Genomic DNA, 12,519 nt, shown 5'->3' on the forward strand with positions numbered 1-12,519 from the left:
GTCTATTGCTGTCTATGCTTAGGATTTCTTGTAATAGATTCATCATACAGTCTGTATTCAGCAGAGATATGATAACAAATAAGCGTCTGCTTAACTGAGAATGGTTCTACGGGCAGAAGCTAACGGGTCTTCGGACCCATGATATCTGGATGGGGAAAATACATGGAAAACATGATCGACACCTACATATACCCTTGGGTGATCAATATCGCGCTCGCTTTAGCCGTCTTCGTGGTTGGTCGGTGGGTTGCTAAACAGTTAGTGAAATTGATTACACGCGTGCTACGTCGTTCGAAAATGGACGATATGCTGGTGAACTTCATCACCTCTATTGCCAATATTCTTCTATTGCTGGTCGTTGTTGTGGCGGCCCTGGATCAACTGGGTGTTGATACGACCTCGCTGATTGCGTTGGTGGGTGCGGCGGGTTTAGCCGTAGGTCTGGCGCTGCAGGATTCGTTAAAGAACTTTGCTGCGGGTGTGATGCTGATTGTCTTCCGACCGTTTCGTGAGGGGGATTTTGTTGAGGCGGCGGGTGTTTCCGGTATTGTCGAACACGTTTCGATCTTTAACACGGTGATGCGAACGCCTGATAATCGGGAAGTGATTGTGCCGAATGGTGGCATTTATAGCGGTGTAATCATCAACTACTCTGCGCGTGATACCCGTCGTGTGGATATGGTGTTCGGCATTGGTTACGACGATGATCTGAAACGCGCCAAGGCGATTTTGGAAGAGATTATCGGCAATGATGACCGTATTCTTAAAGATCCTGCCGCTGTGGTCGCAGTGTCTGAGTTGGCGGATAGCAGCGTAAACTTCGTTGTACGTCCGTGGGTTAAGTCCGCTGATTATTGGGATGTGATGTGGGATACCACTGAAACAGTGAAATTGCGTTTTGATGCTGAAGGTATCAGCATCCCGTATCCGCAGATGGACGTTCATTTGCACAAGCAGGAAGCTGAGCAGGCGTAATCAATTCGCCTGCAAATAAGCTCCAACTCAAAAGGGCCTTATGGCCCTTTTTTAGTGCTTCATTCACCGCGATTTTTCATGTGTTCTCGTAGTTTGTCTTTGCGTTCCTGCTGAATCTTTCGGTACTCATTCATCTGTTTGTCGGTCAAAATAAGTTCCAGCTGTCCCTGCGTGTTTTTTCGCGATGCTTTCAGTTCACTAGCCAGTTTTCGTTTTTCGCGAAAGCTCAGTTTTTTGCGACTCTCTGGATCGAAGTTTTCCAGATCAATGCCGTGTTTTTTCAGTATCTCTTTTCGTGCGTTCGCACTTGTTTCCAGAATCGGAGTGATCTGCTGAGTTTGGGCATCACTGAGTGCTAACCGGTCCTTCAGCTCAGCGATCTGGTGCTCAATATTTTTACCGCGCTCATCATTGGCTGATACGACTTGAACCGTTGTCAGGGTTAATGCCAAAACGATCATCAAACTCTTTAACATCATTGAACCTTCTGCTGATTTGTTGCACTTATTATTCTAAGTGTGGATATGTCTAGGGTACGTATTGGCATGTAAATATGCGGGGTGAGATTGCAAAGATGTGTAAATGTATCCATATGGTAAAGGAGGTACTGGCTTGAGAAGCGGACTGAGTAGGCTTGTAGTGCTGATCACCGTGGTATTTATCGGATGTATTGTCTGGGTGCTCTATCAGGCTGATATGGGAAAGGTACCGGCGATTTTTGATTGGGTACGGGGTCTGCCCAATGGAGATAAGTGGGGGCACTTTATGGTGTTTGGTGTTCTGACATTGTTACTCAACGTCAGTCTGAAATTTCGCACCGTTCGTTTGGTATTTATGCCCGTATATTGGGGCACGCTCTGCGTGGCGCTGTTTTCGGTGGGAGAGGAGATCAGCCAGTATTTTATACCCAGTCGTAGATTTGACCTGCTGGATCTTCTGGCCGATGCAGGGGGGATCCTGACGTTTACCCTTATTACTTGGTGTCTGGCGTTCTGGCTTGGTAGGCATCCACCGAAATAATGTTTATATCTGCCCCAGTTTGTCATTTAGCTCACGCCGTAGGGCGTCATTTTCTTGTGTGGCTTTCTGTATCTCCATTCGATACTTAAAAATATCTTCGTAGCGCTCATCCAGTTTTTGTTCCAGTGAAGTGATCTCGCCATCTTTTTGTTGCAGTCGAATTTGTAGCTTATCAATCTGCGCTTGCAGGTCCTCAATCAGACCAAAGCTTCCGGTATCAATGTCTTTGCTCGGCACGAGCTCAGGGGCCAGGCCGGGGCTCTGAAGTTCGCTGACGATATGGCTGAAGACGGCCTGTAGATCGGCAGCCTCTTTGTCTGAGTACCGAATACGGCTTTCCATTGCGCTGTGGGCGCCTGCGGAACCAATTGAACCTGCGAGCACATGTTCCAGCATGCGATGGAATTCAACCAGTTCAATAATCGTGATGTGGGATTTATCAAGTACCTGAAGGTCGTCGGCTATGTTGTGTACCTGCTCATTGGCTTTGTCTTCTGGCAGGTAGTTGGAAAGCAGTGTTTGTGCTTCTTCCAGCTTCGCGTTCAATACGATGTAGGCTTCTAAACCGGTTGGACGTGCTTTGCGACTGGAGGACTTAGCGAGCATGGCACACATGAATTCGGTGGTGAAGTTACGCTCGGTTTTATGTGGCTGATACAGTAGTGAGAACAGGACATAGGCGCCGATGTTCGCCAGCATGGACCAGAGCACTGCGTGGGTTACGGGGTGGAAACCATCTAAGCCAAATAATGCTTCAGGTCGCAGCATGGCAACCCCAGAGGGGCCGTGTTCAAGCAGCGCCATATCAAACCAGCCATGTTTGGTCATGGTGGGGAGCACTAACGTATAGATCCAGACTGAGAAGCCTGCAAGCAATCCTAAAAATGCACCTGCGCTATTGGCTTTTTTCCAGAAGAGCCCGCCGAATGTGGCAGGGGCAAACTGGAGGATTGCGACAAAAGAGATCAGGCCAATGGAGACCAGAATATACGAGTTAGCAAATTCCAGCGTGAACCAGTAGCTCCCCAGCAGGATCATCGCAACCAGTACCCAACGGACTTGTAGCAGGTATCCGCGTAGAAAAGTACATGAACCGGTGCGTTCGATCGCAGGCAGGACCAGGTGGTTTGAGGCCATTGTGGCTAACGTCATTGTGGTAATAATGATCATCCCGGTGGCGGCCGAGAATCCGCCGATAAAAGCGACTAGAGATAACAAATGATTGTCGGCCAGTTTGGGGAGGAGCAGCACGTAATAGTCTGCGAGATTACTATCGATTCCCGACAACAAGCCCGCCGCTGCAATGGGTACAACAAACAGGTTGATCAGTATTATATAGAGCGGAAACAGCCACATCGCCGTACGAATATGTTTCTGATCGGTGTTTTCGACAACCGCGACATGAAACTGGCGTGGTAATAACTGTACGGCAACGAAGCTCAGAACAATGAGCGTTACCCACATGGAGCCCGCGTTGTCACTGGCACTAAAGCTGGTGACGTGGTCTAGCCCAGCAGCGCTGATACGTTGGCTGATGTCCTCAAAGCCGTCAAACATCATGTATGTGACGAAGATCCCTACAGCCATAAAGCTAACGAGTTTCACCAGGCACTCTGCCACTAAGGCAAAGATCATCCCCTGGTGGCGTTCAGTCGGATCGAGGCGGCGTACACCAAACAGTATGGTGAATGCGATCATGACTAATGTCACAAAGAGCCCAGACAGGCCCCAGTCCATCATCTCTGCACTGTCGTGAGTGATCAGGTTAAAGGAGCTGATCACCGCTTTTAGCTGCAACGCGATATACGGTACGATGCCAAGCAGGGCGATGATCGTTACCAGTGCGGCGATGCGTTGTGAGCGGTTATAACGGGTGGAGATAAAGTCGGCAATACTGGTAATACGGAAGGTTTCTTTTGCCTGAATCATCTTTCGCAGGGTGACGTGCCAGAAAAGAATGGCAATAAGGCTTCCCAGGTAGACACCCAGAAACATCATGCCTGAATTAGCTGCGAAACCTACGCTGCCATAGAAAGTCCATGATGTGTGATATACGGCAAGTGACAGCGCATAGACCCAAGGACTGCTGATCTGTTTTCCGGTCAGCTGGTTGCGTCTCTCGACCCACTGCGCGAGCGCAAACAGCAGGGCCATATAGATAGTCACAATTAAAATGACGGCATACGGATTAAACATAGGCAACCTTACATCAGCGGGCCGGACGTTATCTTTATAGCTATAGCCTGATCTTGTTCTCTGGTCAAAGAATAGATGGTCAAATAGCGTATAACTGTATGATTTTCGTACAGTGTTGACGGGGTTGGGTGATATAGAAGGGCTTACATGAAATGTTGGCGAGTTCGTAGCGTTGAGTGGAGCAGGACTTAAATTAAATGGTTATCAGAGGGGAAGGGTGGGAAGGTCAAATTTACTTGGTCGGCCGGAGAGACTGACTTGAGGTGACGCTCAGTGTTTTGTCTGAGCGTCGTGTTTGTCTTCATCCGTATGACCATGTTCACAACCACAACGGGGAGGTACCGGATCCATACCGCCGTCACTGTAGGGGTGGCAACGCAGAATACGACGTATACCCAGATAACCGCCTTTCAGAATGCCGTGAGTTTCGATGGCTTCAATCATGTAGTGGGAGCAACTTGGATAGAAACGACAGTTGCTGCCCAGCATGGGGCTGATCAGATACTGATAACCACGGATGGGCAGGATCAGGAGTTTTTGCAGGCCCCATTTGAGCCGGTGGATAAGTTGAGACATCGGTAGAGTATATCGCAATTGAGCGGTAGAAAAACTGCCGGACCGTCGTCCGGCATAAGTAAAGGGGAAGTCGTGAAAGCACATGTGTGCCACTCGGCTTCCGGAAGGAACTGGGGTTGAATTGTCAGGTACAGAGTGTGGAACATAAGAAATCTCAGACCCCGTTATACATCAACGGGGAACTTACAGAATCCATGACTGGGCATGTTAGAGAGGTAAGTTTGAATCTGAGGCGACGAATTTCAGCGTTTTATTTTTATTTCTGATTCAATGTCGCGTATGTGAATTTATTATTATTGTTTTGTTGCGGCGGATTATAGGGATAACTATCCGGAATGGAATATCTGGCGGTCAGATTATTTTTTGGCCGAGAGGTAAAAGTGCCGCAATGTCAGAGACAGTGCGGCACTCAAAGGTTTTTATACTTTAGTCGCGTCTATCGCGGCTGGTTACCTTTCGTTAACAATCAGAGATGCTCTTCTGCATATTCAGCCAGTTCTGAGCGGAAGATGCCTTCAAGATGGACATTGGCTGCGCCCGGATAATCTTTAAAGCGTTCGACGATATAGGTCAGACCTGAGGTTAGCGGCGTCAGGTAGTTAGAATCTATCTGTGCCAGATTACCAAGACAGATCATCTTGGAACCTTTACCACAGCGGGTGATGATCGTTTTCAGCTGAGACGGGGTCAGGTTCTGCGCTTCATCAATCAGCACAAGTGCATCCTGAATACTGCGTCCGCGGATAAAGTTCAGGGATTTGAACTGGATGTTGGCCTTTTCGATCGCGTATTTAACGCTGCTCTGTGGGCGTTCGTCCTGTTCATGCATCGCTTCAAGGTTATCGTGGATCGCACTCAACCAAGGCGTCATCTTCTCTTCTTCTGTACCCGGCAGGAAACCGATATCTTCCGCCACGGGTGGTGTAGAGCGGGTCACGATGATTTTGTTGAACTGTTTATCCTCAATCACCATCTCTAGTGCGCAGGCCAGCGCGACCAACGTTTTACCAGAGCCTGCTGCACCGTTTAGTATCGCCAGATCAATGGATGGGTCGAGTACGGCCTGCATGGCAAAGGCCTGTTGAATGTTGATCGGTTCAATGCCCCAGCAGTTCTGTTGCATGATCCGCTCGTGATTCAGGTCTTGCAGCGTGATGGTCTCTTCATCAACGCTGATCACCCGTGCTGCAAAGCCATCGGATTCATCGTAGATATATTCTGCCGGATAGGTGTTGGGCAAAATGCTGCGATCAATCTGATGAAAGGTGTATTTACCTTCCTGATAGCTTTTCACATCAGTGACATGCTCCCAGAAATTGCCTTCCATTTGGTAGTGCCCGGCAGGCAGCAACTCAATGTCGGAAACCAGCTGGTCGGTACGGTAGTCTTCAACCTTCAGTAGCCCGGCACCGAGCGCTTTCAGGCGCATGTTGATATCTTTGGTGACCAGAATAATCTCGCGATGCGGGTTCGTTGCCTGTAGGTGCAGCGCGCAGTTGATAATCAAATTATCTTTATTGTGGTCGTTGGGCAAAAAGCCCTGACGCATTGTCAGCTCGTGATCAGGGAAAATGCTCAATTTTCCCAGTCGTGTGTCAACGCCGTTGAGTGCGTTTTGCTTAATCGGTACGCCTTTGGTGATTTGAGCCGAGGTGCTGGCTCCACTCAGAATATGATCAATTGCGCGAATGGCATGACGTGCTTCTGAGGACACGTTTTTCTTACGATCCTTGATGTCGTCCAGTTCCTCCAGAACGGTCATGGGAATGGCGATATCCTGCTCCTTGAACTCATACAGACACTTAGGGTCATGAAGCAGTACGTTGGTATCCAGTATATAAAGCTTAGATGCTGTCATGGCGGATTCCTTCTGACGCCGGGAGGCTGATTTCCTGAGAGTAAGAGGCGCGGGTAAACCAGCTACAGGCCCGGTAGAGGCTGCGAGGTCGGGTAGGGTGGTTCAGGTTACTGCATAACATCGTTGGGCATCATCCTCTGCTGCTGCGATGTTGATTTTTGGGCGTTGTCCCTGTGGTTAACGCCTGTTCCTGTTCCGGTGTTGCAGGTTAGCGATCTCATTAACAGGCTCATTCCTGTTGGACCGAGTCGCCTTGTGAGTCAGGCAACCGATTGTACGGGTTCGTTTTTTTCGGTTACCTTGAATTCAAAGATAGTCTAGATATGTAAGCATTGCCGTATTGTGACAACAAGATTTTTTGGGGAGATTAAACGATGGGTGCGGAATCGATAGTGATCCTGACGGGGGCCGGTATTTCGGCTGAATCTGGCATTCGAACGTTTCGCGCTGCGGACGGTTTGTGGGAAGACCACCGGGTTGAGGATGTCGCCACGCCTGAAGCTTTTTTACGTGATCCGGAACTCGTTCACCGATTTTATAATGAACGCCGTCAGGGATTATTAGCACCGGAAATTCAGCCAAACCCTGCGCATTATGCACTCGCAGAGCTGGAGGCAAGGCATTCCGGCAGCGTACTTCTGGTAACCCAGAATATTGATAATCTGCATGAGCGGGCCGGTAGCCATAATCTGCTTCATATGCACGGCGAGTTACTGAATATGCGCTGTGGGCAGAGCGGTGAAGTCTCTTTCTTTGAGGGGGCAAGCTCGCCAGCGGATCTCTGTGATTGCTGCGGTGAAGCGGGGTTACTGCGCCCCGATATCGTTTGGTTTGGTGAGATGCCGATGCATATGGATCGGATCTATAGCGCGCTGGATAGCTGTGATCTGTTCCTGTCGATTGGTACGTCCGGGCATGTGTATCCGGCTGCTGGGTTTGTTGAGGTGGCGAACGCAGCAGGTGCACACACGGTGGAACTTAACCTGGAACCGTCGAGAGTGGAATCAGCCTTTGATGAGCATATATATGGGGCTGCGAGTGAAGTTTTGCCTACGTATATCACGCAGTTTTTAAAGGGTTAACTGGCTGAAAATTAACCGATTTTGGCAGGGTACTGGAAATAATCTATAGTGATTCTGTGAACTTCATGGAAATGTCATTGGTCTGAAGTATGACAATAAATGAACATGAAGAGGCACAGGCCACCAGAGAAAAGGTGGCGCGATTGCTGTGTCTGACTGCCCAAGGAGGTGGATTACATGAACACAGAACAATTCGTTACCACCAGTGTTACGCCACTGGACAATCTAGATACCCTTTCCCCTTTTGAGGTCGCTAAGCTTCATGATGCCAGCCAAGGTGGTCTGTATAAGCTGTTTCGTCAGTGCAGTCTGGCGGTATTAAACTGCGGCAGCGAGCTCGATAGCACCAAGATGGTGCTGGAGAAATATCGTGATTTTGACATCAAGATCAGCCAGAAACATCGCGGTGTGCAGCTTGATCTGATTAACGCACCTGCCAGCGCATTTGTGGATGGTCAAATTATTACCGGTATCCGTGAGCACCTGTTTTCAGTGTTGCGCGACTTGTTGTACGTGGGCGACGAACTGGATAAATGCTGTGCCGGACTCGATGAATCGGCGACCACCAGTAATATGGTGTTCCATATTCTACGCCATGCGGAAACCATCCGACCGCACGTTAAGCCAAATCTGGTGGTGTGCTGGGGTGGACATTCGATCAGTCGTCATGAATACGAATACACCAAAAAAGTGGGTTACGAGCTGGGTCTGCGGGGTATGGATATCTGTACTGGCTGCGGACCGGGTGCGATGAAAGGCCCGATGAAGGGCGCTACGATTGCGCATGCCAAACAGCGTATTGATGATGGTCGTTATGTGGGTATCTCTGAGCCGGGCATCATTGCGGCAGAAAGCCCTAACCCGATTGTGAATGATCTGATCATCATGCCGGATATTGAGAAACGCCTCGAAGCCTTTGTGCGCTTAGGTCACGGTATCATCGTGTTCCCGGGTGGGGCAGGTACGGCTGAGGAGATTCTCTATATTCTTGGATTGTTGTTGCATGAACGGAACCGTAATATCCCGTTCCCGCTGATCTTTACGGGTCCTGCTGGAAGTGAAGAGTATTTCGCGACGGTGGATCAGTTTATATGTCATACGTTGGGGGAAGAAGCCCGTCAGTGCTACGAGATCATTGTTGATGATGCACATGAAGTTGCCCAACGCATGAGAGAAGGTCTTGGCTCTGTCACCCAATATCGTAAGGCGACCAGTGAGTCGTTCCACTTTAACTGGCAGCTGCATATCCCTCAGGAGTTTCAGGAACCGTTTGAGCCAACTCATGAGAATATGTCTCAGCTACAGCTGCACAAGGAACTGACCAGTTTTGAACTGGCGGCTAATTTACGCTGTGCCTTGTCAGGTATTGTGGCAGGTAACGTGAAGGAGCCGGGAATCCGGGCAATTGAACAGCATGGCCCATTTGAGATTGAAGGTGAGCCGGAGATGATGGCCGAGCTGGATCAATTGTTGACCTCCTTTGTTGATCAGCGGCGTATGAAACTGAATTACAAAGAGTACACGCCGTGCTATCGCATCAAACAGGCTGAAGCCAATGAGGAAGTCAGTGGGGCCTGACGTTTATAAGCGTTGGTTATTATTTCCTGATGTTAAAAAGGCGCTTTCTATAGCGCCTTTTCTGTTTGCGTACTTGTTAGCATCAGTCTCCATCAGCATCCATTAGCAGTTGCCGGTTCCCGCCACAGGCAGTGCTGTTTTGAGTAATCGTTTTTTCCTGCACAAAGCGTTGCAAATAGTGAGGACCACCTGCTTTGGGGCCTGTACCGGACAAATTCATCCCTCCAAACGGCTGCGAACCCACGACAGCACCGATTTGGTCGCGATTCACATAGATATTGCCCACTTGGGCGATGTCGACAATATGGTGGATAGTTTGACTGTTGCGCGAATGAATACCCAGTGTCAGGCCGTAGCCTGAGCGATTAATCTCCTCAACCACTTGCATCAGGCGTTCAGCAGGGAAACGCACAATATGTAATATCGGGCCAAAGGTCTCTCCCGCCAGCTCATCCATGGTATGCAAGCGCAAAATCGTGGGTGGTACAAAGTAGCCGGGGTCATGTTCGGTGCCCACCGGAAGCTCATACAGTAGCCTTCCCTGAGAACGTGCCAGCTCGATATGTTGGTGCAGTTCATCCATCGCAGGCTGGTCGATGATGGGGCCTACATCAACATCAAACCGGTGCGGGTTCCCCAGCTTTAACTCCTGAGTTGCCCCAATCAGTTTTTCGGTGACGGCATCGGCAATCTCTTCCTGCAAATAGAGTACCCTCAGTGCCGAACAGCGCTGTCCTGCACTGGCAAACGCAGAACGCACAACATCTTTTACGATTTGTTCAGGCAACGCGGTGCTGTCGGCAATCATGGCGTTGAGACCACCGGTTTCAGCAATCATAACGGGTAGTGGTGCCCCTAGCCGCTGGGCAAGGGTGGCGAATAGATCTGACGCGGTGGCACTGGAACCGGTAAATACCACGCCTGCCAGACGGTAATCTTTCAGCAACAGATCGCTTAGCTCTGCGCCACTGTATGGGAGCAGCTGTAATGCGGAGGCGGGTAAACCGGCTTCAAGCCAGAGTTCAGTCGCACGATAGGCAATCAATGAGGTTTTGCTGGAAGGCTTAGCCAGAACGGTGTTGCCCGTGACGAGTGCCGCGGCAATCTGTCCGGTGAAGATGGCGAGCGGAAAGTTCCAAGGACTTATGCAGAGGAAGACCCCGCGGCCTTTCAGTTGCAGCTCGTTACTTTCGCCAGTGACGGAGATCAGCTCGCGGCTGTTGAGTTGGCTCACAGCCTGAGCGGCATAGTAGTGACAGAAGTCGATGGCCTCCCTGATCTCATCAATTGCATCACGCAGGGTTTTACCTGCTTCATGCATACATAGTTGGATCAGCTCAACCCGGTTTTCTTCGAGTAGGTTTGCATAACGGGTTAAGACACCTGCACGCTCTGAGACGGGGCTATCCCGCCATTCGGGCCATGAGCGATAGGCATCAGTGAACGCCTGTTTGATCTGATCTGGAGTGGCTGTGTCCAGTATCCCTATCTGCTTTTCAATATCGTGGGGGCAATAGATTGCTGTGCTTTCAGTCCCTTGATGGCGCTCACCGGATATCAAGGGTGTGGCATGCCAGGTTTTTTGTTCAAAACGATCCAGCTCATTCCGTAGCGCTAACAGCGCCTTGCTTGAGCCGTAGTTAAAACTCTCAGCATTACGACGTGTATTGGCGTAGATATCACCGGGGAGTGGAATGCGAGGGTTACGCAGCGCGCTGGTTTGTTTCAGGCGTTCGATGGGGCTTTTTAACAGGCTGTTGATGGGAATACTGCGATTGTTCGCTTTGAATACAAAGGAGCTATTTGCCCCGTTTTCCAGCAGGCGTCGCACTAGATAAGGTAGCAGTTCACGATGATCCCCTACGGGTGCGTAGATACGACAAGGCAGGCGCTGTTCTCGGCAAATTTGTTGATACAAGCCATCACCCATGCCATGAAGTCGCTGGAACTGAATCGGCTTATTGCTGGGAATCTCCAGCAGCTGAGCTGCTGTTAATGCATTGTGAGTTGCAAATTCCGGCACTAGCGAGTGGCACTGTTCCGACAGTAAAAAGCGTGCGCAGACAAGGTAGGCGATATCGGTACTCGCTTTGAGGGTATATACCGGATAGTCCTCGAGCCCCAGTTGTTGCGCCTGTTTAATCTCAGCATCCCAATATGCGCCTTTGACCAAGCGAACCGGTATTGGCGTATCCAGTTCTCGACCGAGATGTTCCAGCCACGCAAGGGTCGGCAGGGCACGTTTACCATACGCTTGTACTGCCAGCCCCAGCTTGCCCCAGCCAATGACCAGATCGGTACGCAGTAATTCCTTGAATAGATTGAGGCTGAGTTCCAGTCGATCGGCTTCTTCCGCATCCAGGGTGATGCCCACATCCACGGCACGGGCAGCGACGATCAGTTGCAGTAAGCGGTCAGTCAGTTCCTGAAAAACGCGGCGGTTCTTCAGGTTTTCGAAACGTGGATGAAGGGCGGACAGTTTGATCGAAATAGTTGTATCGGCTGTACTGTTTTGCAGACCGACGGTCTCAATCGCATTCAGGTAAGCGTTGAAGTAATGTTCGGCATCCTGACCACTGACGGCCGCTTCTCCCAGCATATCGAAGGAAAACTGGCTCAGTTCCGGGTCATAGTCGCAACGTTTATCACAGGCGTCTTGAATATTCTCGGCGAACACAAAGTTCTCACCGAGTGAGCGCATGATCAGTTTCATCGCCTGCAATAAAGCGGGCCGTCCTAACCGCCGCCGTACGGATGCGTAAAGGCCTGATGGGCTGCTGTCCTGCGATACCAGCCGCTGCCCCATCGCAATACCCCAAATGGATGTATTGAAGAGCGTGCTTTCACTGCTACCCAGTGCTTGCTCCCAATCAGCGGAATCCAGTTTGTCTTCAACCAGTGCATAAGCGGTCTCCGCATCAGGGATACGCAGCAGTGCTTCTGCCATCGACATCAAGGCTAACCCCTCATCGGAGTTAAGACTGAACTGGCTCAGGAGGCTGTGCAGATCAAATTTGCTGGTGGGTTGTTCGCGTAGGGTTGTCAGCCACGTAGCGGCCAAATTGGCGGCGCCGGGCGTGTCTGGCACTAATTGTTGGAGTTCTGCGACCATCAGCTTTTCGTCAGCGGTGTAGTGATCGCAGAGTTCCTGCCAGAGGCTTGGCAGATCTTCCTGATGAAATTCAGGTGTGAAGTAGTGAAATAGCGGATGCATCTGTCACCGCCTGATTGTCC

Annotated in this window: 9 protein-coding genes; 4 read left to right on the forward strand and 5 right to left on the reverse strand. The window is 50.1% G+C overall.

Translation table 11 applies throughout. The annotated features are described in order from the left end of the window. Nucleotides 1–162: 162 nt before the first annotated feature. Nucleotides 163–975, forward strand: coding sequence for a mechanosensitive ion channel family protein (locus IOQ59_RS09515; protein ID WP_193953053.1), 813 nt, complete (start codon nt 163–165; stop codon nt 973–975). A 59-nt stretch (nt 976–1,034) separates the two neighbouring features. Here IOQ59_RS09515 and IOQ59_RS09520 read toward each other — a convergent pair whose 3' ends face one another. After that, nucleotides 1,035–1,454: a Spy/CpxP family protein refolding chaperone gene (locus IOQ59_RS09520; protein WP_193953054.1), complete on the reverse strand. Its 420-nt coding sequence runs from the start codon at nt 1,452–1,454 to the stop codon at nt 1,035–1,037. Between the two features lie 133 nt (nt 1,455–1,587). Here IOQ59_RS09520 and IOQ59_RS09525 point away from each other — a divergent pair, with 133 nt between their 5' ends. Beyond that, nucleotides 1,588–1,995, forward strand: coding sequence for a VanZ family protein (locus IOQ59_RS09525; protein WP_228050809.1), 408 nt, complete (start codon nt 1,588–1,590; stop codon nt 1,993–1,995). 3 nt (nt 1,996–1,998) lie between these two features. On the opposite strand, the gene IOQ59_RS09530 is transcribed toward IOQ59_RS09525, so the two are convergent. The 3 genes from IOQ59_RS09530 to IOQ59_RS09540 form a co-directional block, all read right to left on the reverse strand. After that, nucleotides 1,999–4,191, reverse strand: a complete 2,193-nt coding sequence (locus IOQ59_RS09530) for a sodium:solute symporter family protein (RefSeq protein WP_193953056.1) — start codon at nt 4,189–4,191, stop codon at nt 1,999–2,001. A gap of 270 nt (nt 4,192–4,461) precedes the next feature. Next, the gene (gene yidD / locus IOQ59_RS09535) at nt 4,462–4,767 is read right to left on the reverse strand and encodes a membrane protein insertion efficiency factor YidD (protein ID WP_193953057.1); all 306 of its coding nucleotides are present in this window, start codon (nt 4,765–4,767) and stop codon (nt 4,462–4,464) included. Between the two features lie 466 nt (nt 4,768–5,233). Further along, nucleotides 5,234–6,625 (reverse strand): PhoH family protein, encoded by a 1,392-nt coding sequence (locus IOQ59_RS09540; RefSeq protein WP_193953058.1) that lies wholly within the window; start codon nt 6,623–6,625, stop codon nt 5,234–5,236. Between the two features lie 374 nt (nt 6,626–6,999). Here IOQ59_RS09540 and cobB point away from each other — a divergent pair, with 374 nt between their 5' ends. Both cobB and ppnN read left to right on the forward strand, forming a co-directional pair. Then, nucleotides 7,000–7,707: a Sir2 family NAD+-dependent deacetylase gene (gene cobB, locus IOQ59_RS09545; protein WP_193953059.1), complete on the forward strand. Its 708-nt coding sequence runs from the start codon at nt 7,000–7,002 to the stop codon at nt 7,705–7,707. 177 nt (nt 7,708–7,884) lie between these two features. Beyond that, a complete protein-coding gene (gene ppnN, locus IOQ59_RS09550) occupies nt 7,885–9,285 on the forward strand; it encodes a nucleotide 5'-monophosphate nucleosidase PpnN (RefSeq protein ID WP_193953060.1) in 1,401 nt (466 codons plus the stop codon). A gap of 82 nt (nt 9,286–9,367) precedes the next feature. Here ppnN and putA read toward each other — a convergent pair whose 3' ends face one another. Next, on the reverse strand, nt 9,368–12,499 hold the full coding sequence (gene putA / locus IOQ59_RS09555) for a bifunctional proline dehydrogenase/L-glutamate gamma-semialdehyde dehydrogenase PutA (RefSeq protein ID WP_193953061.1): 3,132 nt from the start codon (nt 12,497–12,499) through the stop codon (nt 9,368–9,370). Between the last annotated feature and the right edge of the window lie 20 nt (nt 12,500–12,519).

It is taken from the genome of Pontibacterium sinense, assembly GCF_015209595.1.
In the GTDB taxonomy this organism is placed as follows: Bacteria; Pseudomonadota; Gammaproteobacteria; order Pseudomonadales; family Balneatricaceae; genus Pontibacterium; species Pontibacterium sinense.

Coding starts and splice junctions, on each gene's coding strand:
- IOQ59_RS09515 (WP_193953053.1), top strand. CDS start 163: ATGGAAAACATGATCGACACCTACATATACCCTTGGGTGATCAATATC.
- IOQ59_RS09520 (WP_193953054.1), bottom strand. CDS start 1,454: ATGATGTTAAAGAGTTTGATGATCGTTTTGGCATTAACCCTGACAACG.
- IOQ59_RS09530 (WP_193953056.1), bottom strand. CDS start 4,191: ATGTTTAATCCGTATGCCGTCATTTTAATTGTGACTATCTATATGGCC.
- yidD (WP_193953057.1), bottom strand. CDS start 4,767: ATGTCTCAACTTATCCACCGGCTCAAATGGGGCCTGCAAAAACTCCTG.
- IOQ59_RS09540 (WP_193953058.1), bottom strand. CDS start 6,625: ATGACAGCATCTAAGCTTTATATACTGGATACCAACGTACTGCTTCAT.
- cobB (WP_193953059.1), top strand. CDS start 7,000: ATGGGTGCGGAATCGATAGTGATCCTGACGGGGGCCGGTATTTCGGCT.
- ppnN (WP_193953060.1), top strand. CDS start 7,885: ATGAACACAGAACAATTCGTTACCACCAGTGTTACGCCACTGGACAAT.
- putA (WP_193953061.1), bottom strand. CDS start 12,499: ATGCATCCGCTATTTCACTACTTCACACCTGAATTTCATCAGGAAGAT.